Here is a 26661-nt window from a genome sequence, read left to right on the forward strand (position 1 = left end):
CATAGCATTAGGTACGGCTAACCTTCCTGAGGTTAACCTAAGAAATCCCATTCGCCTACCGTGATGTACGCCGCACTGTGGCCCGGTCCTTCACCCAGCCGGGACTCGATCAACTGCAGGCTGCCCGCCGTCCAGGCAGGGCTCTCGTAGGTGTCGAAAACCCTGACCCACTTGGTGACGTCGACCGGTCGCCGCAACCGCGCCAAGGTCAGGTGCGGGGTGAATTTCCTTCCTTCCACCGTCACTCCGGCGCGACTCGCTGCCGCCCGGGTGGTCATCGCCAGGTGCTTGAGCGACTCGGTGTCGTCGCGAACTCCGGCGTACAGCACTCGCGCGTCCGGCACGCCGGGGAACGCGCCTGCTCCGGTCAGCTGGAGCTCGAACGGTTTCTGGCGCTGGGCGGCGAGCTCCAGCCGCTCCTCGAGCTCCTCGGTCTTCCAGTCCGGCACCTCGCCGAGAAACGCCAGCGTGAGATGCCAGTGCTCGTCCGCCGCCCACCGGATGTCGTCGTCCGGATGGTCCCGGCGCGGCTCCACGAACTCGCTCAGATCCTCCACTACCTCGAGAGGTGGCACTACGGCCACGAACAATCGCATCCGAAAATCGTATCTGTGGTGGAAACTGCTTTTGTGGCCGAGTTGAAGCTGCCGTCGCCGTGTGTGGTGATCCTTGTGGGGCCGGGGGCGTCCGGGAAGTCGACGTGGGCGGCGGAGCATTTCGGGGTCGAGCTGGTGGTGTCGAGTGATCGGCTCCGGGCGCTGGTCGGGGCGGGCGAGGACGACATCACGGCCAGTACGGACGCTTTCGCGCTGCTGGACGTGGTGGTGCGGCAGCGCATCGGGCGCCGGCTGACCACCGTCATCGACACGCTGGGACTGGACAAAGAGAAGCGGCTGCGGTGGCTCGAGCTCGCTCGCGAGGCGGGCATGGCCTGTGTCGCGGTGGCGTTCGACACGCCTGCCGAGGAATGCCGGCGGCGGAATCGGGAGCGTACGGCGAAACGCATCCCCGCGGACGCTCTGACCAGCCAGCTGCGGTCGTGGACGTCGGTGAAGAAGGAGCTGCCGACGGAGGGGTACGACGACGTACTCGAGCCGACTGTGGTGCGGGTGGTTCCGGATGCGTTCGTGGAGTCGACCGCGGCGCAGGCTCGGCAGTCGGATGCTCCGGTGGGGTTGCGTTTCGGGCTGCAGTTGAGCAGGTACCCAGGCGGTCGGGAAGGCCTGGCCGCGTGGATTCGTGAGGTCGCGGAGCGGGCCGAGGCGGCGGGGTTCGACGCGATCTACGTGATGGATCACTTCCGGCAGATCCCGCAGGTGGGGCGGGCGTGGGAGGACTTCCTGGAGAGCTGGACGACGCTCGGGTACCTGGCCGCGTGCACGACCCGGGTCCGGCTCGGCACGCTCGTCTCCGGCATCACCTACCGCAACGTCGCCCACCTCGGGAAGATCGCGGCGACGCTGGATGTGTTGAGTGGTGGGCGAGCGGTGTGCGGGGTCGGGCTCGCGTGGTTCGAGGCGGAGCACAAGGCGTACGGCTGGCCGTTTCCTCCGGTGAGCGAACGCTATGCGCTGCTCGAGGACGCCTTGCAGATGCTGCCGATTTTATGGGGACCAGGCAACAAACCGTTCCACGGCAAGATCCTCGACGTACCCGACACCACGTGTTATCCGCGACCGCTGCAGGACCACCTGCCCGTGCTCGTCGGTGGGAGTGGCCCGCGGACGCTGCGACTGGCCGCACGGTACGCCGACGCGGTGAACGTCTTCGGGGACGCAGCCGCGGTACGGAAGGCAGCCGGCCACCTGGGAGACAGGCCGGTCGAGCTGACGCACCTGTCGACAACCCTTGTAGGCAAGGACTCCCGGCAGGTCGACGAGCTCGTGCAGCGGTTGCGCCCGCGGAACGTCAACCCGGCGAAGTACGCCGCCTCCGTGAACGCAGGCACCGTCGACGATCAGATCGGGCGGTTCCGCGAGCTGTCCGAGGCGGGGGTGGCCGAGGTGATGATCAGCCTCCCCGACCTCACCACCCTCGACACGGTCGCCGATGTGATCTCAGCGTTCCGGGTGTAGATCGAGCTTCAGCAGCGCGTTCTCGATCAGCTCGGGCATCGCGGGGTGGATCCAGTACTGGCCGCGGGCCATCGTGTACGCGTCCAGCCCGAAGCTCATCGCCTGGATCACCGGCTGGATCACGGTCGGCGCCTGCGGGCCGATCACGTGGCAGCCGATGATCTGCCCGCTCTCCGGGTCGGCGAGCACCTTCGCGAAACCGGTGGTGTCCTCCATCGCCCAGCCGTACGCGATATCGGCGTACGTCTGAACCGCCTTCACATAAGGGATTCCGCGTTCCTGCGCCTGCTCCTCGGTGAGGCCGACGGACGCGATCTGCGGTGCGCTGAACACCGCGTGCGGGACGAAGCGGTGGTCGGCCTCGATCCGGTCGTCGGGGTTGAGCAGGTTGTGCTTCACCACCCGGGCCTCGTGGTTCGCGACGTGCTTGAGCTGATGCGGGTTCGTCACGTCGCCGAGCGCGTAGATGCCGTCGGCACTGGTCTGCTGGTACGCGTCGACGAGCACGCGACCCTCGCGGTCCACGTCCACCCCGGTGGCGTCCAGGTTCAGCAGGTCCGAGTTCGGTTCCCGGCCGACCGCGACCAGGAGCTCGTCGACGATCAGCTCGTCGGCACCGCCCGGGTGCAGCATCCCGAGCAGGATCGAGCCGTCGTCACGGCGCGCGACCCGCACGGTCTCGTGGTTGAGCCGTACGTCGTACTTCTCCCGCGCGATCTCCGTGTACCGCGCGCCGATCTCACGGTCCTCGAGCCGGAGCAGCCCGTTCGAACGGGCGATGACCGTCACCTCGACCCCGAACGACGCGAACACGTGCGCGAACTCGGCCGCGACGAACCCGCCGCCGATGATCGCGATCCGGCGCGGTAGTTCCTCGAGCCGCATGATCGTGTTCGACGTGTGGTACCCGGTCTCCTCGAGACCCGGGATCGGCGGGACGATCGGCCGGCTGCCGGTCGCGATCACGAACCGGTCCGCGCTGAACACGCTCGTCGACCCGTCCTTGCCGTCGACCGTCAGCTCCTTGAACCCGGTGAACCGCCCGGTCCCGTCGTACACGGTGACGTTCGCGTTGTCCGGGTTGTGGTGCCGGTACTCCGAGCCGCCGGCCGCGATCGGGTCGATCCGGCCGAAGATCCGGTCCCGGACATCGCGCCAGCGGACGCCGAGCAGCTGCTCGTCGACGCCGTACCGCGCACTCACCGACGGCGTCGCGGCCACGTCGGCGGCATGCACGAACATCTTGGTCGGGATGCACCCCACGTTCAGGCAGGTGCCGCCGAACGTGCCGCGCTCGACGATCGCCACCTTCTGGTCCGCGAACCGCCGATTGACGATGGTGTTACCGGAGCCGGTCCCGATGATCACGAGGTCGTAATGGGTCACGCCCCATTCTGACCCTTACGGCCAAGACCCGCCCACTAAGGAAGGATGGGGTAGGTGGCAGGTGGTGAGCTGACGAGCACGTACGGCACGGTCGTCTGGGACGGTATCGGTACTCTCCGGATCCGGTACGGCGGGACGCCTTTACGGACTCGTCTCGGTGAGCGGACCGTGCCCATCGAGGCGCTGCGCGCCGTCGAGGTCACCGACGCAGGACTGCAGTTCGTCCTCCGCGACGGCGCCGACCCGCTGCAGTCCGTGACGCAGCCCGTCGAGCTCTACGAGTTCCCGGGGGTCGACCGTGCACTCGCCGAGGAGATCGCCCGTGACATCGGCCAGGCCCTCGTCCGTCGCGACGTACCGGCGACGGCCTCCACCGCGTGGCTGGTCGCGCCGCCGCCCGCGCCCGATCGGATCGAAGGGCGGGACGCGACGCTCACGGTGGCGAACGGGCAGCTCACGTTCGAGTACCACCGGTCCGCGGGCCGTAAGAAGAAGGCGCTCGGCGACCCGTGGTCGGTGCCGCTCGCGGACATCGCCGACGTGGAATGGACACCGGCGGCCGGTCTCGGCGCGCGGGGACACCTCCGGATCACCACGGCCGCGACATCCGGCGTACGCCCGAAACCCCAGCACGACCCCGCGGCAATGCTCACCCGGCGCGCAGCAGAAGCCGACGCCCTGTTCTTCGCCGCCCGCCTACTGACGCGCATCCGCCCCTAGGGCGTGTCTCCCAATCCCCCGCCGTCGCGAGGAGGTGCTCGGTGCGGTAGCTCGGCGTGCGGGGGCGAAGGTCTCGATGCGGAGCATCGTGGCCTTTGCACCCGTGCGGCGAGATGCCGTGCCGAGTGCCCCGCAGTAGGCGTGGGATTGGGAGACACGCCCTAGGCGACCTGGTGACCGACGTCCTTCTTCGGGACGTCGGGTGTGTCGACGACTGCCTTCTCGCCGAGTAGTTCGGTCTGGGGCAGGACCTCGAGGTGGGGGCGCGGGAGCAACCGCGGACGGATCGCGAGACCGCGCCGGCGGGAGAAGTACAGCACCGAGCCGACCGTGCCGAGCACAGTCAGCCCACCGCCGGCGATCAGCGACCAGCGGGCGCCCATCACCTGGCCGATCCAGCCGATGAACGGCGACCCGATCGGCGTACCGCCCATCAGGACCGTCATGTACAGCGCCATCACCCGGCCGCGCATCGTCGGCTCGATGCTCAACTGCATCGTTGCGTTCGCCGAGGTCAGCATGGTCAGCGAGGTCAGCCCGACCAGAGGCAGCACCAGCGCGAAGGTCAGGTACGTCGGCATCAGCGCGCTCACGATCTCGAGCAGACCGAACGCCACCGCCGCACCGATCACCAGCCGCGCGCGGATCCGGACCCGCCGGGCCGCGAGCAACGCGCCGGACAGCGAGCCGATCGCGAGCACCGAACCGAGGATGCCGTACTCCCCCGCGCCCTTGTGGAACACGCTTGTCGCCATTAGCGCCGACGTCAGCTGGAAGTTCAGTCCGAAGGTGCCCGCGAAGAACACCGCCACCAGCACCATCATCAGATCCGGCCGGCGCCACAGGTAACGCATCCCGTCCCGGATCATGCCCTTGTCCCGGGCCGCGGGTTTCGGCGTGTGCAGCTCGGAGACCCGCATCAGCCGCAACGACAGGATCACGGCGGAGTAGGTGAACCCGTTGATCAGGATCACCGGACCGGTGCCGATCCAGTTGATCAGCAGACCGGCCAGCGCCGGGCCGAGCAGCCGGGCGGCGTTGAAGGACGCGGAGTTCAGGCCGACCGCGTTCGACAGCTCGTCACGGCCGACCATCTCGACCACGAACGCCTGCCGGGTCGGGGCGTCGAACGCCGTACCGACACCGAACAGGAGGGCCAGCAGATACACGTGCCACGTCTGCACGACACCGGCGATCGTCAGTCCGCCGAGGGTCAGCGCGACAGTGGCCATCGCGATCTGGGTGACCGTCAGCACGGTCCGCTTCGGGAAGCGGTCCGCGATCAGACCGGCGTACGGGCCGAGCAGGAGCGCGGGCAGGAACTGCAGGCCGGTGACGATCCCGAGCGCCGTACCGGAATGGGTCAGCTCCAGGACCAGCCAGTCCTGGGCGACCCGCTGCATCCAGGTGCCGACGTTCGAGACGATCGCGCCCGAGGCGTACAGCCGGAAGTTCCGGACCTTGAACGCGCGGAAGGTGGGGCTCATCGAGCCGCCAGTCGTTCGAGAACAGGTGCTGCCTTGCGCAGGATGTCGCGCTCCTCGGGGGTCAATTGCTTCAGTTTGGTCTGCAGCCACTCATCGCGGCGGCGGCGGTTCGCCAGGATCAGCTCGTCGGCCTTGGCGGTGAGCTCGACCATGATCTGGCGCTTGTCGGTCGGATGCGGGCGGCGGACCAGCAGACCCGCCTCCTCCATGTTCGTCACGATCCGCGTCATCGACGGCGGCTTCACCTGCTCGTGGGCGGCCAGCTCGCCGATCGTCATCGCCTCGTGCTTGGCCAGCGCGCCGAGCACGCTGAGCTGGTTCGCGGTGAGGTCGTGACCGGGCTCGCGCTGCCGGCGGATCTGCCGGGACAGCCGCAGGGTCGACGACCGCAGGGCACTCGCCAGCCCGACGTCACTCTTCACCTGCTGCGCTACGACTTCGGGCATGTCTTTACCTTAACTCATTACCTTTGCTAACTAAAAACGTTGGACCGCCAGCTGGTATTCCCCCGGCGCGGACGGCCGATAGAGTTCGCGGTCATGGGGACGACGGCCGAGCTGGAGCGGTACGAGCAGAGGTTCCGGCGGGCGGGACTGCCGCTGTTCATCGAGGACTTCTCGCCGACGCACGACATCTTCACGCGGGCGGCGCCACTGCTGGTGCTGGTGTTCCTGGCCGAGATGCTCGGCGCCACCTCACTCGAATGGGACTGGTGGCAGAATCTGCTGGCCGCGATCGGCGGTCTGCTCGCACTGATCGCCGGGTTCGGCCTGCTCAACGGGTTGCGCGGACGGCCGTTCGGTTCGCTGCCGACCCGCTTCGGGACCCCGGAGCTGGCGGTGTTCGTCCTGCTACCGGCGTTGCTCCCCGTCGTCACGCAAGGCCAGGTCAAGCAGTTCTTCGGTGTGGCCTTCGGCAACTTGCTGCTGGTCGGACTGGTGTACGTCGTGGTCGGCTACGGCTTCATCGCCACCGTGGTCTGGGGAGTGCGCCAGTTGGCGCGCGAGCTGGCCAACTCGGTCGCCAGCTTCGTCCGGGCGTTGCCGCTTTTGCTGGTCTTCTCGCTGGTGCTGTTCATGACCGCGGACATGTGGCAGGTGTTCGCGTGGATGCCCGCGGCCTTCATCGTCTTCTCCGTGATCGCGTTCACGCTGCTGAGCACCGTGTTCCTGCTGATCCGGCTGCCGCTGGAGGTGGACGCGATCGAGCGCACCGCCGGCTCGGGCCCGCCGCTGAGCCGGAGCCAGCGCTTCAACGTCAGCGTGAGCCTGGTGATCCGGCAGTGGATGCAGGTCCTCGTGGTGAGCGCCGGCGTCGGCCTGTTCTTCGTTGCCTTCGGCATGCTCGCGATCAGCGAACACATCTACCGGCAGTGGGGCGTCGACGCCGGCTCGTGGTCGTACCACGTCGAACTGCTGAACCATCCGCTCGTCCTCAGCGCCTCCCTGATCAAGGTCGCCGTCGGCATCGCGAACTTCACCGGGCTCTACTACTCGATCGCGCTGCTCACGGACTCGACGTACCGCACCGAATTCCTCGACCACGTCAGCAACGAACTCCGCGAACTCTTCACCGCCAGGGCCGAGTACCTCGAACTTCGGCGTACCACTTAGGCGAACAACTCGTCGACGCGGCGCGACCATTCCGGGTACTCGGCGCTCTTCCGCGCGACCTCGGCGTACATCGCCCGGCCGACCTCGGGGTCGTCGTCACTGAAGCGGACCGCGCTCATCTTCTCGAGCCTGTCCAGGATGACGTCGTCGCCGGCCAGGTGCACCGGATCCCAGGTGTAGCGCTTGAACGACTCGAGGTCCGGGATCGCGGCCAGATACGCGTGCGTGAACCCGTCGGCCGGATCGCCCAGATCCGCCCCGACGACCCCGAACGCGGTCGAGTCCATCGCCGCCGTACGCCGCATCGCGGCCAGCACCTCCGCCTGCTCGTCGGCACTGACACCTGCCTTGAACCGGAACCGCAGTACGTTCACAAACATGAGACCTCCTAAAAGAATGCACTGGTGAGTGCAGTTTATAGGACGACTGAGTCTATCCAGCTACCCTGTCCGGGTGACAGGCACGCGCGGACGCATCGACAAACGCCAGGCGATCCTGGAGGCGGCCTTCACGGTCTTCGCGCGGGACGGCTACCGGGCGGCGAGCGTCGACACGGTCGCGGCCACCGCCGGGGTCGCGAAGCACACGATCTACAACCACTTCGGCGACAAGCAGTCGCTGTTCCGGGCAGCCGTCGCCGCGCTCGCGGACGACGCCCTCGCCCGCAACCTCGCGGCGATCGAGACGTTGCGCCCGGAACGTGACCCGGTCGAGGCGCTGACCGAGGTCGGCCTCAAGCTCGCCAAGTGCTACTGCGACGAGAAGTCGTGGGCGGTCCGCCGGCTGCTGCAGGCCGAGCTCGGGAGCATGCCCGAACTGCAGGACATCGTGCGGGAACGCGCGACCGACAAGGTCAACGACGCCCTCGCCGACCGGCTGGCCCGGCTCGCGCTGGCCGGGCACCTGCGACTGTCCGACCCCGCGGTCGCGGCGGAACAGTTCGGCGCGCTCCTGACCGCGCCGTTCGACGCGCGGTCCCGCCTCGGCACCCGCAAGATCCCGTTCAACGAACTGGCCGAGGTCACGCAGAACGCCGTACAGACGTTTCTGCGTGCCTTCGGCGTCAGATGACTCAGGTGAGCCAGTCGGTCAGCGGGCCGATCGCGAAGTAGACGACGAACAGGGCGGCGACGACCCACATCAGCGGGTGCACCTGGCGGGCCTTGCCGCGGACGGTCTTGAGGATCGCGTACGAGACGAAACCGGCGCCGATACCGGCCGAGATCGAGTACGTGAACGGCATCAGCACGATCGTCAGGAACGCCGGGAACGCGACCTCGAGATCGTCGAAGTCGATCCCCTTCACCTGCGTCATCATCAGGAACCCGACCAGGATCAGCGCCGGCGTCGCGGCCTCGTACGGGATCAGCGTCACCAGCGGCGCGACCACCATCGAGATCAGGAAGCAGATCCCGGTCACCACACTCGCCAGCCCGGTCCGCGCGCCCTCGCCGACCCCGGAGGCCGACTCGATGTACGACGTATTGCTCGAGACGGACGCAGCGCCACCGGCGGCCGCCGCGACACTGTCCACGATCAGGATCCGCTGCGAGTTCGGCGGGATGCCGTTCTTGTCGTTCAGGCCCGCCTCCGCGCCGATCGCGGTCATCGTGCCCATCGTGTCGAAGAAGTCGGCGAGCATCAGCGTGAAGATCAGCAGCAGCGCCGACACCACCCCGACCTTCTCGAACGACCCAAACAGGTTGAACTCGCCGATCGTGTCCAGGTTCGGTGTCGTGAACCACTGGTCCGGCAGCTTCGGCACGCTCAGGCCCCAGCCGCCCGGGTTCTTGTCGGTGCGGGCGCCGATGTTCGCGATCGACTCGATCAGGATCGCCACCACGGTCGCGGCCAGGATGCCGATCAGGATCGCGCCCTTCACCTTCCGGGCGTACAGCGCCACCATCAGGATCAGGCCGACCACGAACACCAGTACCGGCCAGCCGCGGAGGTTGCCGCCGACACCGAGTTCGACCGGCGGGCCACTGAGCGCCGCGGGACGGCGTACGAAGCCCGCGTCGACCACGCCGATGAACGCGATGAACAGGCCGATGCCGACGCTGATCGCGACCTTCAGCTGCAGCGGTACGGCCTCGAATACCGCTTTCCGGAAGCCGGTGAGCACCAGGATCAGAATGACCAGGCCCTCGAGGACCACCAGGCCCATCGCGTCCGCCCAGGTCATCTTGGTCGCGATCGAGAACGCGACGAACGCGTTCAGGCCGAGGCCGGTGGCGAGCGCGAGCGGGAAGTTCGCGACCAGGCCCATCAGGATCGTCACCACGCCGGCCACCAGCGCGGTCGCGACCGCGATCTTCGCGATCGACGCCGCCGGGTCGGTGCCGCCGCCGACGAACTGGCCGGTGCCGTCCTTGACGGTGCCGATGATCAGCGGGTTCAGGACGACGATGTAGGCCATCGTGAAGAACGTGACCAGCCCGCCGCGGACCTCCCGGCCGAGGGTGGAGCCGCGCTGGCTGATCTTGAAGAACGAGTCCAGAGGGCCGGAACCGGAGCGGGCCATCGCGGCCTGGGGCGAGCTCATGATCGCATCGTGCCAGTTCCTACCGGGCAGTTGCGAGCACTAATGGGAAACGAAGCTAATGTAGTGATGTGACTGAGGAGCAGGAGCCGGCCAAGGAGCGCACGGACAAGAAGCGCACCGACCCGACCAGCCAACTCGCGCGCGGCGAACTGGTGCACGCCGAGGTCAAGCCGCTCGACCTGTCCGGCATCCCCAGCGTGATCACCGGCATCGCCATCTGGGCGGTCGCGTTCGTCGTCCTGCTCGTCTTCCGCAACCGCCTCGAGGCCGACGGCCTCGACTGGTGGCTCTGGGTTCCCGTCGCCGGCTTCGGCCTCGGCCTGATCGGCCTCTGGTACTGCAAACGCCGCTGGACCGCCATCCAAGCAGGCCACCGCTCCGCCACCGAAGACTGACCCTCACCGGCCCCGGCGAACACCCTCCGGTGCCGCTGCACAGGTAACAACCTGTTCAACGGGCCCGCGGGGTGTGCAACGCCCAGCTGCGGCTCAGTCCTCAGTGGGGGTTAGGTTGAGGGTGTCGTAGCCCGTTGTGTCGAAGGCGTGGTCGGGGGTGGGGGGCTCGGCCAGGTCGATGGTGGCGTCGGAGTGGGCGCCGCAGCCGTAGTCGTAGGCAACCACGCGGGCCTCGCCGGGGGCCATCTCATTGGCGCAGACGCCGAACGCCTGGCCGAGGCTGTCGGCGAGGCGGATCCAGTAGCCGCACGAGTAGCACTTGTACGGAACGGCCTGGGCGATCGCGGACGCCGGCCCGAACTCCCCGCCGTACCAGCGTTCCGCCGCCTCTTCACGCCCGAACGGCGAGAGCACGCGCTCGCGCCCGAGGCCGAGCTCCTCGACCACCGAGAGCACGTCCTCCGGCGCGTCGGCGGTGTCGGTGAACCCGGGTTCGAGACGCGGGTCGTCGGCGTGCGTCGGGAACAGGTCGCCGGGGCGGAGGTCGCCGGGCTGGACGCGTTCCGACCACGGGACCCACTCGGGCGCGACGACGGCCTCGTCGCCGGGCAGCATCACGACCTCGTTGACCGTGACGGTCTTGGCCCGCGACGCACGGGTCAGCGTGACGGCCCAGCGCCAGCCGCGGTACCCGGGGTGGGTGGAGGCGAAGTAGTGGGTGACGAGGCGCTCACCCTCGACCAGATGACCGAGGTGCTCCCCGACCTGCGCGGCGCCGGCCTCGGCGATCGCGGCCTCGCGCGCCGGTTCGACCGCCGCGACGCAGACGGCGTCGGGCTTCGCGCGTACCGGTTCGGGGCTTTTGACGGGAGTCACAATCGCCCATTCTCGCACGCCCCTCGCCGTACGCCGAACCGCCGTCGACCCGCCCGCGATCAGGCGCCCGTACGCGCGGTGCCTGTGGTCTGTCCCCGGGAAGAGGCAGGATGGTTTCATGCATCCCCCCGACCCGAACGCCTCCGGCGGCAAACGCGAGCGGCTGAGTGACGCCCGGGCGCGGATGGGGACTGCCGGCAAGAAGGTCGGGCACGCCTCGAAGGTCGGCGCCGAGGGCGTGGCGTCGGCGTCCAAGAAGGCCGCTGAGGTCAGTGGCAAGGTCGGGCGGGCGACCGGGCGCCGGATCCGCGGCCTGACCAGCGCCCAAGGCGCCGGCGAATCCGGCCTGTCGCGCCTGATCGAGCTCGGTGCGGTGAACGCGGCGGGCGACACGGCGTTCGCGGTCTCGCTGGCCGGCACGGTGTTCTTCACCGTGCCGAGCGACCAGGCCCGCGACCGGGTGGCGCTGTTCCTACTGCTGACGATGGCGCCGTTCGCCTTGATGGCGCCGCTGATCGGCCCGCTCCTCGACCGGTTCCGGCACGGTCGCCGCTGGGCGATCGGCGCGACCCTCGGCGCCCGCGCGTTCCTGGTCTGGAGCCTGGCGTCGTCGATCTCCGGCCAGGGCTCCGCCTGGCTGTACCCGGCAGCCCTCGGCTGCCTGGTCGCGTCCAAGGCGTACGGCGTGACGCGCGCCTCCGCCGTACCGCGGCTGCTGCCCAAACAGATCACGCTCGTCACGGCCAACTCCCGGATCTCGCTCGCGGGCGTCGCGGGCGCGACCGTCGGCGCCGGGATCGCCGGGGCGTTCGCCGCGATCGGGCCGCAGTGGTCGCTGCGCTGGGCCGCGCTCGTGTACATCGTCGGCCTGGTGCTCGCGATCCGGCTGCCGTCCGCGGTCGACTCCCCCGCCGACGAAGAAGTGACGGGTACGGCGGGACGGGACGCGCGCCGGCGCGCGATCACCGCCGCGGTGGCGCGCGGGATCCGGTGCAACCTGGGACTGCGGTTCGTGTCCGGATTCCTGACCATGTACTTGGCGTTCCTGCTCCGCGACCAGCCGATCAGCGGGGTCAAGGGCGCTGTCGCGGCCGGTGCGGTGATCGCCGCGGCCGGTATCGGGAACAGTCTCGGCACCCTTCTCGGATCGTTGCTCAGGGCACGAAAACCGGAGGCGGTCGTACTCGCGGTGCTGCTCGCCGACGCGACCGTCGCGATCGCTGTCGCGGTGCTGTACGGCCTGCCGATCCTGATCGCGCTCGGCCTCGTCGCGGGACTGTGCAGCTCGCTCGGCAAGCTGTCGCTGGACGCGATGATCCAGCGCGACGTGCCGGAGTCCGTGCGGACGTCGGTGTTCGCGCGATCGGAGACGGTGCTGCAGCTCGCGTGGGTGCTCGGCGGTGGCTGCGGGATCGTGCTGCCGCTGATCCCGCGCCTCGGGTTCGGGTTCCTCGCGGGCGTGCTGCTGATCGTTGTCTTCCTCGTACTGCGGATGCGCCCGAGCCACCGCCCGACCCCGGAGACGTTGCGCCCGGGCGGCCTCGGCGGACCCCGCCCCGACCACGGGCACCCGGCGGAGCACCGGCACCCGGCGGGCGACGAGCACCCGGAGAGCACCACCCGGACGATCCTCAGCGTCGCCGAGCAGCGCGCGAACCGCCGGCGCCGTTCGAGCTCGCACGACGAGCCCACGGTCGAATGGCGCTCCGCGGATCAGAAACCGCCACCCGAGCAGCCGATGGGCCGCTGGTGGAGCGGCCAGACCGACGACGAGGACACCGGCGAGAACCCGACCCCCTGGTCCGAAGAACCAACCGTCGAACGCAACCGGAACCACCCCTTCAAACGCCGCCCCGGCGACCCCCCACGCCACCCACCCCGCTAACGCGGTCCGTCATCTCATGGGTTGACCCACGAGATGGCGGGTTGGCCCACCGCATACCGGCCGCAAACCCACCATCTCGGAGGTAGACCCCTGAGATGGGGGCTTTGCGGCTGACCTCTTGTGGAGGGAACGGGTTCAGGCTGTGGGGGCTAGGTCGGCCTCCTCGGGGGTGGGGGCTTCGGCCGGGGCGGTGGTGTGGGTGGCGCCGCGGAGGGTGAGGGTGGCGGCTACCGCGGTGGTGAGCAGGAGGATCGCGCCGACCAGGGCGACGACGTTCATGCTGTGGGTGAAGGCGTGGCGAGCGGTGGCCAGGACGGTGTCGGCCAACTGCGCGGGCAGGTGGGCGGCTGCGGCAGTCGCCGCCGGCAGGCCTTCGCGGACAGGAGCTGCGATGCCGGCCGGCAGATTCGACGGGACGTCGGCGCGGTAGACCGCAGTACCGATCGATCCCAGCACCGCGATCCCGAGAGCGCCGCCCAACTCCGCGCAGGTCTCCATCACCGCGGACGCCGAGCCGGCGCGTTCCGGCGCCACCGAACCGACAACGGCCTCGGTCACCAGAGTCATCACCATCACCAGACCGGCGGCCAGCAGACCGGCACCGGCGAGCGGCACCGCCAGCGACGAGTCGACGTGCACCTGGGTGAGTACGCCGTACCCCGACGCCGCGAGGACGAAGGCTCCGCCGATCACGTACGCCCGGTCCAGCTTCCCAGCGAGTGCAGTGGCCAACGGAGCCGCGCCACCGACCAGCACCGACGGGGCAAGCGACCACAACGCAGCCTTCAAGGGCGAAAGCCCATGCACCAACTGCAGGTACTGGGTCAGGAAGACCGCGTTGCCCACCAGCGCCAGGGTCCCGATGGTGTTCGCCGCCAGCGACCCGCTGAACGCGCGGTTCCGGAACATCGACAGGTCGACCATCGGGTGCGCGGCGGTCCGCTGCCGCTGGACGAACAGCACCCCGAACACCAGCCCGGCCACGATCGCCACCACCGGGAGCGCCGCCATACCGTGCGCCGCCAGCTCCTTGATCCCCCAGATCACCGGCAGTACGGCGGCCAGCGACAGCACCGAACCCAGCAGGTCGAACCGTCCGCGCACCGCGGCCTTGAACTCCGGCAGCAGCACCGGCGCGAGGACGACCAGCAGAACCATCGCGGGGGTGTTGATCAGGAACACCGAACCCCACCAGAAGTGCTCCAGCAGGAACCCGCCGAGCACCGGACCGAGGGTGATCCCGCCCATCATCACCGCGCTCCAGAACGCGATCGCCTTCGACCGCTGCTTCGGGTCGTGGAACATGTTCCGGATCAGCGCCAGGGTCGACGGCATCAGGGTCGCGCCGCCGATCCCGAGCAGCGCGCGGGCCGCGATCAGCTGCTCCGGGTTCTGTGCGTACGCCGCCGCGACCGACGCGACCCCGAACCCGATCGCGCCGAACAGCAGCAGCCGGCGGCGGCCGATCCGGTCGCCGAGCGAGCCCATGGTGATCAGCAGGCCGGCCAGGACGAAGCCGTAGATGTCGAAGATCCACAGCTGCTCGGTCGCGTTCACGCCGAGGTCCGCGCTGATGAACGGAACCGCGAAGTACAGCACCGACACGTCCATCGAGACCAGCAGCAGCGGCAGCGCGAGCACGCCGAGCGCGATCCACTCCTTGCGTCCCGCCCGTTCTGTCGAACCCATGACACCCCTCCGGAGTTATCTGTCTACGCCGCACACTGTGTGCGCCATACACAGACCATACACATGACTGTCTATGCTGTAAACAGATAGGATGGATCACATGGAAGAGCTACCGAGGGTGTTGCAGCAGCTCTGGGGGATCGAGGGGCGGAGCCGCCCGGGGCCGAAGCCGGCGTTCCACATCAGCGACATCGCGCGGGCCGCGATCAAGCTGGCCGACGCGGGCGGGCTGGGCGCGGTCTCGATGAGCAAGGTGGCGGCCGAGCTCGGCTTCACCACGATGTCGCTCTACCGGTACGTCGACGCCAAGGACGACCTGTACGTCGTGATGCTCGAGCACGCCTTCGCCGAGCCGCCGGTCCTGGACCCGGAACTCGACTGGCGCGGCCGGATCACCGCCTGGGCCGAGGCGTTCCGCGACGGGCTGCGCCGGCACCCGTGGATCCTGCAGATCCCGATCCAGGAGCCGCCGCTGTCACCGAACCAGCTGGCCTGGATGGAGTCCGGGCTGGACGCGTTCGACGGTACGCCGCTCACGCCGCAGGACCGGCTGTCCGCGATGCTGCTGGTGAACATCTACGTCCGCGGTACGGCGCAACTCACCGCCAACATGCGCACCGAACCGGACGAGGTCCGCGAGGCCGACCGGCTCTACACCGAGCGCCTGACGATGCTCGCGACCCCGGACCGCTTCCCCGGGATCGCCGCCACCCTCGAACAGCCCCTCGACGAGGGCTACGCCGGCGACTTCGACGCCGCCGAATTCGGCTTCGGCCTCACCACCGTCCTCGACGGCATCGCCACCCGCATCACCCACACCCGAACCACCTGACTCCCCCTCGCCGCATTTGCCTGGTCCACCCACCAAGTCGGGGGTTCGTGACCCTTGACCAGGGTCCAGAACCCCGCACTTGGTGGGTCAGCCAGGCAAATTGGTGGGTCAGCCAGGCAAATGGGGACGGGGGGTGGGTCAGATGTCGAGTTTGTCGGCTACGCCTCGGAGGACCGTTGCTACCTGGCGGGCGGACTTGTTGTCGGGCTGGCGGCCGCGGCGGTAGCCCTCGCCGAGGCGGTCGAGGAGTTTGATCAGGTCCTCGATCACGACCTGCATGTCCTCGGGCTTCGGCCGCATCGCCTTCGCCACCGACGGCGGCGGGTCGATCAGCCGGACCTGGAGGGCCTGCTCGCCCTTGCGTCCCTCGACGACACCGAACTCGACCTTCTGGCCCGGCTTCAGGTTGGTGACACCCGACGGCAAGGCCTCGGCGCGGACGTAGACGTCCCCACCCTCCTCCTTGCTGAGGAATCCGAACCCCTTCTCGGAGTCATACCACTTCACCTTGCCAACGGGCACGGGAGACCTCTTCTTCACAATCAAGCACAGCGGTCGTCAAGCATTCGGAAGCAACCGGGTCCCGCGGGACCCGGTTGAAAACCCAGCGTACGTGAACCGGCGCGGCGGCGCCTCCGGGAAACTACCTGAACCGGCAGACTTCCCGCACCCCTTACAAGTTCCGGTACTTTTCGGGCTCCGGCAACCGTTCGTTCATCGATCCGGACCGGAACCCGCGCGGGTCCACGCGCGCGGCCGGGAACCCTTCGGCCATGACCGCATTCACCAGCGAGTCCTGATCCACCTGGTCCAGCAGCGCCGCGTCGATCTCGATCGAGGCGCTGTCCCCGAGGTCCCGGACCCGCACGTTCTGGACGCCGTACGCCGTCAGTCGCGAACGGACCGCCTGCTCGGCGCGATCGACACGCGCGAGCAGGTTCGGCGTGATCCGGATGCCGTACGCGATCCGGCTGGACAGGCACGCCGCGGCCGGCTTGTCCGACGTCTCGAGTCCCCAGCTGCGCGACGCCGTACGGATCTGCGCCTTGGTCAGCCGGGCGTCCTTCAGCGGCGTCAGCGCGCCGCGCTCGAAGGCGGCCCGGATCCCCGGCCGGAACCCGGCGATCGCGTCGTCGGCGTTCGTCCCGGTCGCGATCGCGGTGATCCCGAACTCGTCCGCGATCGGCTGCAGCGTCTCGACCAGCTCGGCCTTGCAGAAGTAGCACCGGGCACCGGAGTTCGCCTGGTACCCCTCGCGCTCCATCTCGTGCGTGTGCGGCGTGACATGCCGTACGCCGATGGTGTCGGCGAACCGCGCCGCCGGCTCGAGCTCGGCCGCCGGAAGCGACGGCGAGATCGCCGTTGCCGCGACGACGTTGGCCGGGCCGATCGCCCGCGCGGCCGCCGCGAGCAGGAACGCCGAGTCGGCGCCACCGCTGAACGCGACCACCATCTTGTCGTACGTCGACAGCCGCCGCATCAGCGCTTCCAGCCGCTGCCCGAGCACGTACTCGTCGAGCCAGGCCGGGAACTCGGTCAGGTCGTTCAGGACGACGTCGGCGCCGTACGCGCGCAACTCGTCCGCGGTGAACGGGCCGGTCGCGACCGACACCGCGACCGCACCGGCCGCGTGCGCTCCGTCGATGTCGGCCGTGTGGTCGCCGACGTAGATCGTGGCCTGGTGCTCGCGCAGCGCCGTACCCTTCTCGGCGCCGTGCAGGTCGCCGACCGGCTCGTCGACGTCCAGGCCGAGGTGCTCCAGGTGCAGCCGGACCGACGGGGTGTACTTCGCCGAGACGACCATCGTCCGCCCGCGCAACGCCCGGATCGCGGCCAGCGACTCGGCCACTCCCGGCAGCGGCAGGCTGCCCGTGATCGCGTGCGACGGGTAGTGCTCGCGGTACCGCGCGACCATCGCGTCGACCTGCTCGGGCGGGAACCAGTTCGCCATCTCCCAGGTCAGCGGCGGGCCGAGCCGGCTCACGACCAGGTCGGTGTCGATCGGTACGCCGGTCTCCGCGGCCAGCAGATCCCAGACGGCCTGGATCCCGGGCCGGGAGTCGATCAGCGTCATGTCCAGGTCGAATCCGACCACCAGTTCCGGAACGTCGGCGGTATCGGGAGCGGGTTCAAGAGCGGCGGTTGACACGTCCCCAACCCTACGTGACCCGCCCGCCGACCGATCTCGCATCCCGAAACAGGGACGGCGAGGCATCGCACTTCTCCGCACTTGACAGCTGAAGACACGATGTCCGAGCACTTGACATCCGGAGCAGTTCTGTAAACCCTCGTCCCCATGGACTCGTTTGCCGATCGAACCAAGCGCCGGCTGCGGGACGAGTTGCTGGACGCTGCGCAGGACGCCATCGAAACAGGTGGGTACGACGGGCTTCGGATGGCCGAGGTGGCTCGTCGGACCGGGGTGTCCCGGCAGACCGTCTACAACGAGTTCGGCGACAAGTGGGGCGTACTGGAGGCCGTCGCGGCACGCGAGACCGAGCGGTTCCTGCTGGATGTGAACGGCGCGCTCGCCGAGCAGACCGACCCGATCGACGGCCTGCGGGCCGCGGTCGAGCGGGCGCTCACGCTGGCCGGGGAGAACCCGCTGGTGAAGGCTGCGCTGGGCCAGCCGGGATCGGACCAGGCCAGCCAGCTGCTGACGACACGGGGGCAGCAGGTGCTGGAACTGGCACACCTTCGGCTGGATGCCCATGTCAGGGAGCACTGGCCGGAGGTTCCCGCAGAGGACGCGACCAGCTGCGTCGACGTCGCCTTGCGCGTCGTCATCAGCCACATCGTCACGCCGGGCCCTCCCCCGGCCGTGGTGGCGGCGCAGCTGGCTCGCGTCCTCTCCCCCTTCCTTGCTGAATCTCGGAGGTTGCACGTATGAACGAACTGCACAGGCAGGGTTTCAGCTCGCTCAAGGCCGGCGGACTCAACTGGGACGCGCTCCCGTTGCGGCTCTTCGACAAGGGCAACCGCAAGTTCTGGAATCCGCGCGACATCGATTTCAGCCAGGACGCCAAGGACTGGCAGGAGCTGAGCGACAACGACAAGGACAACGCGTTGCTGCTCTGCTCGCAGTTCATCGCGGGCGAGGAGGCGGTGACCGAGGACCTGCAGCCGTTCCTGCAGGCGATGGCCGCCGAGGGGCGGTTCGGCGACGAGATGTACCTGACCCAGTTCTGCTTCGAGGAGGCCAAGCACACCGCGGTCTTCCGGCTGTGGCTGGACGCCGTCGGCGTCACCGAGGACCTGCACCGGTACGTCGAGAACAACCCGGGGTACCGCGCGATCTTCTACGAGGCGCTGCCCGTCGCGCTCAAGTCGCTCGCCGGCGATCCGTCACCGGCCAACCAGGTCCGCGCGTCGGTGACCTACAACCACGTGGTGGAAGGGACTCTGGCGCTCACCGGGTACCACGCCTGGAACCTGCTCTGCACGGCGCGCGGCGTACTGCCCGGGATGCAGGAGCTGATCCGCCGGATCGGCGACGACGAGCGGCGGCACATGGCCTGGGGCACGTTCACCTGCCGCCGGCATGTCGCCGCGGACGCCTCGAACTGGAAGGTCGTCACCGACACGATGGAGGAGCTCCTCCCGCACGCGCTGACGCAGATCCAGTGGGCGCTCGACAACTCGCAAGAGCTGCCGCCGGAGATCAACCCGACCGCCTTGATGACGTACGCCGGCGATCGCGCGACGCGCCGGCTCGGCGCGATCGAGTCGGCCGTCGGCGCCGACGTGGCCGGGATCGATCTCGACTACTCCCCCGAGAAGCTCGAGGACGACTTCGGCGACGAGGACTCAGCCGCGCTGGCTGCGGTTCGCTAGCAGGACGACGAGCGCCGCAGTCGCCAGTACTGCGGGAAGCCAGGTGACCGTCGTCGTACCGAGACGGTCGGCGACCTGGCCGCCGGTGAAGGCGCCCAGTGCGATCGATCCGTTGTACACCCCCACCAGGACGGCGGACGATGATTCGGGGGCACTGGGCGCCGCCGCGTGTCCCCACGCTTGCGTGCTGACACTCGTTCCGCCGTACGCGAGACCCCAGATCACCAGCAGGACAAGGGATCCGGCGAGGGTGGTACCTATTGTCGGCATGGCCAATGACGTGAGGGCGATACCGGAGGCGATGAACGTCAGCGCGCGGGTCGGGCGGAGGGCGCCGGTGAGGAAGTTGCCGATGACACCGGCCACGCCGTACGCGAGGAGCAGGGTGCCGATCAGCGCCGGGCCGGTGTGCGGCTCGAGGAGCGGACGGACGTAGGTGTACGCCGCGAAGTGGCCTGTCACGATCAGCCCGACGAGAACCAGGCCGACGCGAACCTGCTTGAGCTGCAGCACCTCCCGCACATCCGCCAGCCGGACCGCGCGTTCCGGCGGCAGGCTGGGCAAGAAGATGCCTAGAGCAACAGTCAACCCGAGCGCGATCAGGCCGACGCCGGCGAAGGCCCAGCGCCAGCCGACGAGTTCACCGACGTACGCACCGGCCGGAATCCCCAGAACCGAGGCGATTCCGATGCCGCTGAAGATGAGTGAGGTGGCCGGCCCGGCGGCGTGTTCGGGTACGACGCGACGGGCGAGGCTGACCGTGAAGAGCCAGACGCCGCCGATCGAGACGCCCATCAGAACGCGCGCGACCATGAAGATCCAGTAGGCCGGGGCTGCTGCGGCGACGAACGCAGCGAAGGCGAGGAGGACCATCAGACCGCTGAGGACTGTTCTCCGGTCCAGTTTGCCGAGCAGCAACGGAAGAACGGGAGCAGCGACCGCGGACACGATGCCGGTGACGGTGAGGCTCAGACCGGCGGTGCCTTCGGTGATGTGGAGCGTGTCGCTCATCGGGGTGAGCAGGCCGACCGGGAGCATCTCGGCGGTCACCACCGTGAAGACGGTGGCGGCCATCGTCGCGGAGGCGGCCCAGGCCCGCGCGTCGGTGGCCGGCTGGTCGACGCAGATCGTTGTCATGTCACCAGTGAGCCGCCGCGAGGTGGTGCGGAACAACGGCGATCTGGTCATCCTTGTATTAGCTGAGCTAATCGATCATCGTGGAGTCATGGCTGTCGAGATCCGTGAACTGGAGTGCTTCCTCGTCCTCGCCGACGAACTGCACTTCGGCCGTACGGCGGAACGCCTGTACCTCTCGCAGAGCCGGGTCAGTCAACTGCTGCAGTCGCTGGAGCGGCGGATCGGCGGACCGCTGTTCGAGCGGACGAGCCGTCGGGTGGCCTTGACCCCGTTGGGCAAGGAGTTCCTGACGTCGCTGCGGCCGGCGTACGCGGCACTGGAGCGAGTCGTCGAGAGCGCCCGCGAGTACGCGGCGAGTGTGAAGGGCAAGCTTCGGATCGGCTTCCAGGGGGCAGCGAACCAGACCGTCCTGAGTGCGGTGTCGGAGTTCCAGACCCGCAACCCGAACTGCCTGATCGGTGTCTGCGAGCTCCCACTCAACGATCCGTTCGGCGCCCTGCGGCGCGGTGAGGTCGACGCGGCCGTCGTCATGCTGCCCGTCGCCGAAGACGACCTCGTGCTGGGCCCCGTCTTCTCCCGCCAGCAGCAGACGTTGACCGTCTGCACAAGCCATCGGCTCGCCGCGCGGGCGTCCATCGACGCGGAAGAGCTGGCCGACGAGACGCTGATCGCGATCGACGGACCTGCCCCCAGGTACTGGCGCCAGGCGCAGGCGCCGACCCAGACTCCCACGGGCGCCTTGATCCACCGTGGTCCCGAGGTACGCACGCTGCAGGAAGGCCTGTCACTGATCGCGGCCGGCCGCGGCGGGATGCTCGTCTGCCGCTCCACAGCCGAGCACAACCGTCAGTGGCGCGGCATCGTCAGCGTCCCGATCAGCGGCCTGCCCGAGTCCGCGCTGGGCCTGGTCTGGCGGCGTGGTGAGGACACTCCGGCCCTGAAGGCCTTCGCCGGTCAGCTGCGCGACGAGTAGAACTCCAGATGGGCGGCTGCTGCGGCCGGCCAGGAGTAGGTTGCGGCAAGGGCACGGCCACGGGCGGCGCGGTCGGTTCGGGGTACTGCTCGGAGGTGGCGGGCCAGGTCTTCTGGACCGGTCGCGTACGACGCGGCGTCGCGGAAGATCTCCCGGAAGACCGGGAGATCGGAGACGACGAGCGGTACGCCGGCCGCCAGTGCCTCCATCGGCGCCAGGCCGAACCCCTCTTTGACGGAGGGGAACGCGAACACCTCGGCGGCCGCGACCAGTGACGGCAGGTCGGCGTCGTCGACCGGGCCGAGCACGACCGGCGCGACACCCAGCTCAGCGGCGCGCTTCTCCCAGCGCGACCGGTAGTCGCGGTAGTCGAAGAGCGTCTCGCCACCGGCGATCACCAACTGCAGGTCCGGGTCGCCGAGCAGGGCGTACGCCTCGAGCAGGTCGAGCGAACCCTTCCGCGGCTCGATCCCGCCGACCGTGACGACGTACCGGCCGAGCCGCGAGCGCCACCGCTCGCGGGCCGCCGTCGCGGCCTGCCGATCACTCGCCGCGGCTGCGAAGCGGGGTGCGTCCACTCCGTTCGGGATGACGGTTGCCTCGAGCCCCCATCCGGTGCGGAGCTCGGCGGCGACGGCCGTGGACACGCAGATGTGGGCGTACGGTTCGACGATCGCCCGCTCGTGACAGGCGGCCAGCTCCGGGGTGGTGAACTGGTCGAGATGATGCACGGTGCGGATGCACCGGCCGGCCGCGTTCGCGCTGATGCAGTCCTGCGCGTGCACCACGTCGTACGGCGATCCGTCGAAGGCATCCCGCAGTACGGCGATCGACCGCCGGATCCGCGCGCCGACCTCCTCACCGGGCCGGTCCGGGAACGGGACCAGCGAGACCTTCACCCGCGGATCGACCGGCCGGAAGAACCCTTCGTCGCCACCACGCGCCAGCGACCACACGGTCACATCGGCGCCGGTCGCGGCCAGCGCCTCGGCCAGGTAGAGCGTGTGCACGACGCCGCCGCGCGGTTTGGTCGAGTAGCTGAGCAGCGCGATCCGCATCAGTAGACCTCCGGCCGGCGTTCGTCGAGGTGGTGCAGGACGCGGCGGGCCGTCTCGATCTCGGCGCGTACGTCGACGTCCGCGATCGCGATCCCGGCCTTCGACCAGGTGCGCGCGACGATGTCGCCGCCCGGACCGACCACCTTGGACTGACCGAGGAACCGCAGGCCGCCGATCGACCCGGTCAGGTTCGAGGAGACCAGCACGACCTGGTTCTCGGCCGCGCGGGACCGGTCGTACAGGTCGAACAGCCGCGACTGCCGGTCCTCGTTCATCCGCGGCGCCCGGTTGGTGATGCTGGTCGGCCACGCGCACAGGCACGCGATCAGGTCCGCGCCGTCGACGGCCAGCGTCCGGGCCGCCTCCGGGAACGTCTTGTCGTAGTCGATCATCATGCCGATCCGGCCGACCGGGGTGTCGAAGGCGGCGAACCCGTCGCCGGCGGCATAGATCGCGCGTTCGCCCGGTGGCTGATGCACCTTGCGGTGCTTGCCGAGGATGCCGTCACCGGTGACGCACAGCGCGGTGTTGTAGCGGTCCGGCCCGTCCGCCTCGCAGAAGCCGAAGCACACCACCATCTCGCCGGCCATCGCGATCACCTTGGCGATCAGCGGATCGTCGAGTGCCAGCGCCGGCGGCAGGTCCTCCTGGGACGGACTGCTCAGGTCGGTCAGGTAGCCGCCGAGCGCCGCGTCCGGCAGCACCAGCAGCCGGGTCTGCTCGCGGTGGCCGTGCCGGATCAGCGCCTCCACCCGGGACAGGTCGAACTCCAGGTCCCGGGTGAATCCTGCCGCCACCGCACCGATCCTGAGCACGGTCAGACCGTCGCAAGCTCAGGCGATCCGTACGTCTCCGGGCGCCGGTCCCGCAGATGGCCCATCGACCGCCGGGCCAGCTCGAGCGCCTGCTCGACGTCCAGCTCGGCGATCGCCATTCCTTCGGTCACCCCGGTGTCGGCCAGGATCTCGCCGCCCGGGTCGACCACCTTCGCGCTCGCGACGAACCGCAGCGAGCCGAACATCCCGGACTGGTTGGCCGACAGCCAGACCACCTGGTTCTCCAGGGCTCTGGCTCGGTCGAACAGGTCGAACCGCCGCTTCCACCGGTCCTTCGCGAGGTCCGGGTCCGGGTTCGTCCGCGCGCCCGGCCAGGCGGAGAGGCAGACAATGATCTGGGCCCCGTCCAGCGCCAGGGTCCGGGCCGCCTCCGGGAACGCCTTGTCGTAGCAAATCATCAGGCCGAGCCGCCCGACCGGTGTGTCGAAGGCCTCGAACCGGTCCCCGGCCGCGTAGTGCTCGTCCTCCCGGAGCGGTTGATGGACCTTGCGGTGATGCCCGAGTACGCCGTCACCCGTGACGCAGACCGCGCTGTTGTAGATCAGTCCGCCGTCCGCTTCGGCGTACCCGGCGGTGACGACCAGATCGCCGGCCAAGCGCGCGAGGCGAGCGATCTCGGGTCCGTCGACGGTGAACGCGGGCGGCGGTTCCGCCGTACCGTCGAGGCTCAGCAGGTAGCCTCCGAGCGCGCCTTCGGGCAGGGCGAGCAGTTGGACGCCGGCCTCGCGGGCCTGTTCGATCAGGGCCGCGACGCGGGCGAAGTCGGCTTCGAGATCGCGGTCGAAGTTCGCGGCCACTGCCGCCATCCTGAGCATCACGCTGCTCCCATCCCGGTCACCCCGGCGCTCAACGCCTGGGTGACGTCTCCGTCCGGCCAACGCAGTGCGACGCCTTGCCCGGTGGTCAGTTCGCCGCACACCGCGCTGACGGCGGGCCCGGCGTCGAGCTCCTGCGGTCCGGCGGTCAGCATCGCGAAGCCGGGGAAGCAGGTGAGCCAGTCGCCCATCGAGGCCGTCTCAGGCTTCGGTACGTCGGCTACGTCGAGCACCGCACCGCAGCCACTCGCCTCGGCCAACATGCCCAGCGTCCCGGCAACACCGGCCATCGACACGTCCTTCGCCGCCGCCGGACGGGCCGCGCCGACCGCGGCCACCATTGCGCGCAGTTCGTCAGGTCGCCGATGGCTGGTCGAGTCCCACTGCCGTCCCGCGTACCCGGGCCGCCAACCACCGCCGACATCTGCCGTCAGCCTCAGCCGCTGGCCCGCCCGCCCGCCGCCACCGGCGACCAGATGTGCGGTCCGGCCGAGCGCGGTCACACTCAACGCCGACGGAACCCCAAGCTGCGTGTGCCCGCCGAGGATGGGTACGCCGTACGCCTGCGCTGCCCGCTTCAGCCCGGCCAGCACCCTGGTCGCCTGCGCTGCGTCGCGGGCGCCGAGTGCGTCGAGCAGACCGACCGGTTCGGCGCCCATGGCGGCCAGGTCGTTCACGTTGACCAGCACGGAGCACCAGCCGGCCCACTCCGGATCGCGCTCGACCATCGCCGGCAGAATCGCGTCACACGCCGCCACCAGATCGCTTCCCGGAACCGGCGCACCGTCGTCGCCGACGAACCCCGCCGGCCCGATCCCTTGTAACAAAGGGCCCAACGAACTCTTGGTCGCCGCCGCCAACCGCGCGATCCGGTCGATCGGCCGGCGCATCAGAACATGTGGCACACCCGCCACGAGCACCGGCCGTACCGTCTCCCACCCGAGCCGCTCGAAGAACCGCTGTGTGCCGAGCTGCACGGTCGCGTCGAACCGCAACGCACCCGCCGCCTCCGCCCGCGCGCACGCCGCCCGCACCAACGCCGCCCCCACTCCCACCGGCCGCCTCACAACCTCACTTGCGTCCGAAGAAGTGGCGGGACATCTCGCCAGTTGTTCGGACGCAAGGGCTGTGACCAGGCGGCCGCCCTGCCACCAACCGATGTCGGCGGTGGCGGTGGCGGGACCCAGGCGGACGCCGCCGATCACCTCGCCGCGGGTGTCGCGCGCTACCAGGACGATCGTGCGAGGGTCCTCGTCGCGTTCGTCGAGGTCGGTCCGATCGAACAAACCCTGTTCCTCCACGAAGGCGCGGCACCTCAGCGCGTAGTACGCCTGCTTGGCCGCCCTGTCCGCCTCCTCGATCAGGAAGGCCGGAGGCGGATCGCCGAGCAACGCCCGTACATCCGCCGCCCGCATCACGCCGGCGGTCTGCGCCACCGTCGTACTCATGCGCCGGCCGCCGACAACAGACTGCACGCACCGCACGCGGCACACCCGGCGCCCTGGTCCGCACCACGCATCTCCGCGTCGGCGAGCAACGCGGCCACGCGAGCAGTGATGTCCCGAACCAGCGCCGGCTCCGGCGCCACCACCCCGTCGGCCCGCGCGAGCGTTCCGAGCATCGGTCGCAGCGGTACGACGAACGGGTACACCCCACGCTCGATCAGCCGCCCGGCCCCGGCCACCAGCTCGTCCGGATCCTCGCCGAGACCGATCAGCAGGTACGTCGACACCCGGTTGCGACCGAACACGCGCACCGCCTCGTCCCACGCCGCCTCGTACTCGGCCAGACTCACCGTCGACTTTCCCGGCATCCACTTGCGTCGTACGGCGTCGTCGAGCGACTCCACGTGGATACCGATCGAGGTCGCACCGGCGTCGCGGAGCTCGGTGAGGACGGAGAGGTCGCCGGGTGGCTCGATCTGCACCTGGATGGGCAGACCAGGTACTGCCGCGAGTACGGCTCGAACCGACCGCACCAGGTTGCGGGCGCCCCGGTCGCGGCCGGTCGTGGTGCCCGTCGTCATCACCATCTGGGTGACGCCGTCCAGCCGGACCGCCGCCTCGGCGACCTCGGCCAGCTGAGCAGGCGTCTTCGCGGCGATCGTCGCACCGGCCCGGAGCGACTCCTCGATCGAGCAGAACCGGCAGCGCGTCGATTCGTCGTACCGGATGCAGGTCTGCACCACCGTCGTCGCGAGCACGTCCTTGCCGTGCAGCAACGCGATCTGCTGGTACGGCACGCCATCGGCCGTGGTCAGGTCGTAGAACCGCGGCCGGCGAACCGGTTCGACCGACAGGCCCAGGTTCAGGCCGTTGCGGAACACCGCACCGTCCCGAACCTGATAAGGGCTGTCGGCAACGATCGGGAGGGTCGCGTTGGCGCCGTCGACGACCAGGTGCCCGTCGTCGCTGGGCCCGGCCCCCTTGCTGCGACGGACGGGCGCATCCACCTGAACGCCGTACACAGCCATCTCAGCTCTGGTGGCCAGGCTCATGACGACTC

Annotated in this window: 26 protein-coding genes; 10 read left to right on the plus strand and 16 right to left on the minus strand. The window is 69.3% G+C overall.

The window, feature by feature from the left end; all coding sequences use genetic code 11:
* Positions 1–32: 32 nt before the first annotated feature.
* On the minus strand, positions 33–596 hold the full coding sequence (gene thpR, locus E0H50_RS08795) for an RNA 2',3'-cyclic phosphodiesterase (RefSeq protein ID WP_131286136.1): 564 nt from the start codon (positions 594–596) through the stop codon (positions 33–35).
* A 33-nt stretch (positions 597–629) separates the two neighbouring features.
* Between thpR and E0H50_RS08800 the strand changes: the two genes are divergently transcribed.
* Positions 630–2075, plus strand: a complete 1446-nt coding sequence (locus E0H50_RS08800) for an LLM class flavin-dependent oxidoreductase (RefSeq protein ID WP_238150851.1) — start codon at positions 630–632, stop codon at positions 2073–2075.
* On the opposite strand, the gene E0H50_RS08805 is transcribed toward E0H50_RS08800, so the two are convergent.
* The gene (locus tag E0H50_RS08805; protein ID WP_131286138.1) at positions 2058–3461 is read right to left on the minus strand and encodes a mycothione reductase; all 1404 of its coding nucleotides are present in this window, start codon (positions 3459–3461) and stop codon (positions 2058–2060) included. The genes E0H50_RS08800 and E0H50_RS08805 overlap by 18 nt on opposite strands.
* Before the next feature lie 54 nt (positions 3462–3515).
* Here E0H50_RS08805 and E0H50_RS08810 point away from each other — a divergent pair, with 54 nt between their 5' ends.
* Entirely contained in the window at positions 3516–4181 is a 666-nt protein-coding gene (locus tag E0H50_RS08810; RefSeq protein ID WP_131286139.1) for a DUF4429 domain-containing protein, read from the plus strand.
* Between the two features lie 161 nt (positions 4182–4342).
* Here E0H50_RS08810 and E0H50_RS08820 read toward each other — a convergent pair whose 3' ends face one another.
* Both E0H50_RS08820 and E0H50_RS08825 read right to left on the minus strand, forming a co-directional pair.
* Positions 4343–5668, minus strand: coding sequence for an MFS transporter (locus tag E0H50_RS08820; RefSeq protein WP_131286140.1), 1326 nt, complete (start codon positions 5666–5668; stop codon positions 4343–4345).
* On the minus strand, positions 5665–6114 hold the full coding sequence (locus E0H50_RS08825; protein WP_131286141.1) for a MarR family winged helix-turn-helix transcriptional regulator: 450 nt from the start codon (positions 6112–6114) through the stop codon (positions 5665–5667). The genes E0H50_RS08820 and E0H50_RS08825 overlap by 4 nt, the downstream gene beginning before the upstream one ends.
* A gap of 93 nt (positions 6115–6207) precedes the next feature.
* On the opposite strand from E0H50_RS08825, the gene E0H50_RS08830 reads away from it, so the two are divergent.
* Positions 6208–7281, plus strand: a complete 1074-nt coding sequence (locus E0H50_RS08830; RefSeq protein ID WP_131286142.1) for a hypothetical protein — start codon at positions 6208–6210, stop codon at positions 7279–7281.
* On the opposite strand, the gene E0H50_RS08835 is transcribed toward E0H50_RS08830, so the two are convergent.
* The gene (locus E0H50_RS08835) at positions 7278–7661 is read right to left on the minus strand and encodes a Dabb family protein (RefSeq protein ID WP_131286143.1); all 384 of its coding nucleotides are present in this window, start codon (positions 7659–7661) and stop codon (positions 7278–7280) included. The genes E0H50_RS08830 and E0H50_RS08835 overlap by 4 nt on opposite strands.
* A 73-nt stretch (positions 7662–7734) precedes the next feature.
* On the opposite strand from E0H50_RS08835, the gene E0H50_RS08840 reads away from it, so the two are divergent.
* Positions 7735–8352 carry a TetR/AcrR family transcriptional regulator gene (locus tag E0H50_RS08840; RefSeq protein WP_202868070.1) on the plus strand — a complete coding sequence of 206 codons (618 nt, stop codon included), beginning with the start codon at positions 7735–7737 and terminating at the stop codon, positions 8350–8352.
* Between the two features lies 1 nt (position 8353).
* Here E0H50_RS08840 and E0H50_RS08845 read toward each other — a convergent pair whose 3' ends face one another.
* Positions 8354–9826 carry an NCS2 family permease gene (locus E0H50_RS08845; protein ID WP_131286144.1) on the minus strand — a complete coding sequence of 491 codons (1473 nt, stop codon included), beginning with the start codon at positions 9824–9826 and terminating at the stop codon, positions 8354–8356.
* 68 nt (positions 9827–9894) lie between these two features.
* Between E0H50_RS08845 and E0H50_RS08850 the strand changes: the two genes are divergently transcribed.
* Positions 9895–10221 (plus strand): DUF2530 domain-containing protein, encoded by a 327-nt coding sequence (locus E0H50_RS08850; protein ID WP_131286145.1) that lies wholly within the window; start codon positions 9895–9897, stop codon positions 10219–10221.
* Between the two features lie 93 nt (positions 10222–10314).
* Here the strand turns inward: E0H50_RS08850 and E0H50_RS08855 are convergent, their stop codons facing one another.
* The gene (locus E0H50_RS08855; protein ID WP_131286146.1) at positions 10315–11097 is read right to left on the minus strand and encodes a DUF3027 domain-containing protein; all 783 of its coding nucleotides are present in this window, start codon (positions 11095–11097) and stop codon (positions 10315–10317) included.
* Positions 11098–11215: 118 nt separating this feature from the next.
* Here E0H50_RS08855 and E0H50_RS08860 point away from each other — a divergent pair, with 118 nt between their 5' ends.
* Complete coding sequence (locus E0H50_RS08860; protein WP_131286147.1) at positions 11216–12982, plus strand: MFS transporter; 1767 nt, start codon at positions 11216–11218, stop codon at positions 12980–12982.
* A 135-nt stretch (positions 12983–13117) separates the two neighbouring features.
* Here the strand turns inward: E0H50_RS08860 and E0H50_RS08865 are convergent, their stop codons facing one another.
* A complete protein-coding gene (locus E0H50_RS08865; RefSeq protein ID WP_131286148.1) occupies positions 13118–14671 on the minus strand; it encodes an MFS transporter in 1554 nt (517 codons plus the stop codon).
* 100 nt (positions 14672–14771) lie between these two features.
* Between E0H50_RS08865 and E0H50_RS08870 the strand changes: the two genes are divergently transcribed.
* Positions 14772–15503 (plus strand): TetR/AcrR family transcriptional regulator, encoded by a 732-nt coding sequence (locus tag E0H50_RS08870; protein WP_165547044.1) that lies wholly within the window; start codon positions 14772–14774, stop codon positions 15501–15503.
* 138 nt (positions 15504–15641) lie between these two features.
* Here the strand turns inward: E0H50_RS08870 and E0H50_RS08875 are convergent, their stop codons facing one another.
* Positions 15642–16025: a cold-shock protein gene (locus tag E0H50_RS08875; protein ID WP_131286150.1), complete on the minus strand. Its 384-nt coding sequence runs from the start codon at positions 16023–16025 to the stop codon at positions 15642–15644.
* A gap of 151 nt (positions 16026–16176) precedes the next feature.
* Positions 16177–17652: an ATP-dependent sacrificial sulfur transferase LarE gene (larE, locus tag E0H50_RS08880; protein ID WP_202868071.1), complete on the minus strand. Its 1476-nt coding sequence runs from the start codon at positions 17650–17652 to the stop codon at positions 16177–16179.
* 147 nt (positions 17653–17799) lie between these two features.
* Between larE and E0H50_RS08885 the strand changes: the two genes are divergently transcribed.
* Complete coding sequence (locus E0H50_RS08885; RefSeq protein ID WP_131286152.1) at positions 17800–18393, plus strand: TetR/AcrR family transcriptional regulator; 594 nt, start codon at positions 17800–17802, stop codon at positions 18391–18393.
* Positions 18390–19337: a R2-like ligand-binding oxidase gene (locus tag E0H50_RS08890; protein ID WP_131286153.1), complete on the plus strand. Its 948-nt coding sequence runs from the start codon at positions 18390–18392 to the stop codon at positions 19335–19337. The genes E0H50_RS08885 and E0H50_RS08890 overlap by 4 nt, the downstream gene beginning before the upstream one ends.
* Here the strand turns inward: E0H50_RS08890 and E0H50_RS08895 are convergent.
* Positions 19311–20474, minus strand: a complete 1164-nt coding sequence (locus E0H50_RS08895; RefSeq protein WP_131286154.1) for an MFS transporter — start codon at positions 20472–20474, stop codon at positions 19311–19313. The genes E0H50_RS08890 and E0H50_RS08895 overlap by 27 nt on opposite strands.
* An 88-nt stretch (positions 20475–20562) precedes the next feature.
* On the opposite strand from E0H50_RS08895, the gene E0H50_RS08900 reads away from it, so the two are divergent.
* Positions 20563–21447 carry a LysR family transcriptional regulator gene (locus E0H50_RS08900; protein ID WP_202868072.1) on the plus strand — a complete coding sequence of 295 codons (885 nt, stop codon included), beginning with the start codon at positions 20563–20565 and terminating at the stop codon, positions 21445–21447.
* On the opposite strand, the gene E0H50_RS08905 is transcribed toward E0H50_RS08900, so the two are convergent.
* From E0H50_RS08905 to E0H50_RS08925, 5 genes are read right to left on the minus strand one after another with little or no spacing between them, the layout of a single operon-like run.
* Positions 21429–22505 carry an MSMEG_0565 family glycosyltransferase gene (locus E0H50_RS08905; protein WP_131286155.1) on the minus strand — a complete coding sequence of 359 codons (1077 nt, stop codon included), beginning with the start codon at positions 22503–22505 and terminating at the stop codon, positions 21429–21431. The genes E0H50_RS08900 and E0H50_RS08905 overlap by 19 nt on opposite strands.
* Complete coding sequence (locus tag E0H50_RS08910; RefSeq protein WP_238150852.1) at positions 22505–23320, minus strand: carbon-nitrogen hydrolase family protein; 816 nt, start codon at positions 23318–23320, stop codon at positions 22505–22507. The genes E0H50_RS08905 and E0H50_RS08910 overlap by 1 nt, the downstream gene beginning before the upstream one ends.
* Before the next feature lie 2 nt (positions 23321–23322).
* Positions 23323–24156 (minus strand): carbon-nitrogen hydrolase family protein, encoded by an 834-nt coding sequence (locus E0H50_RS08915; RefSeq protein ID WP_202868073.1) that lies wholly within the window; start codon positions 24154–24156, stop codon positions 23323–23325.
* Complete coding sequence (locus E0H50_RS08920; protein WP_238150853.1) at positions 24156–25604, minus strand: MSMEG_0567/sll0787 family protein; 1449 nt, start codon at positions 25602–25604, stop codon at positions 24156–24158. Before E0H50_RS08920 ends, E0H50_RS08915 begins: the two co-directional genes overlap by 1 nt.
* Positions 25601–26653: an MSMEG_0568 family radical SAM protein gene (locus E0H50_RS08925; RefSeq protein WP_131286157.1), complete on the minus strand. Its 1053-nt coding sequence runs from the start codon at positions 26651–26653 to the stop codon at positions 25601–25603. The genes E0H50_RS08920 and E0H50_RS08925 overlap by 4 nt, the downstream gene beginning before the upstream one ends.
* Positions 26654–26661: the final 8 nt, after the last annotated feature.

Origin of the sequence: Kribbella sindirgiensis, from assembly GCF_004331435.1 — a bacterium.
Classification (GTDB): domain Bacteria; phylum Actinomycetota; class Actinomycetes; order Propionibacteriales; family Kribbellaceae; genus Kribbella; species Kribbella sindirgiensis.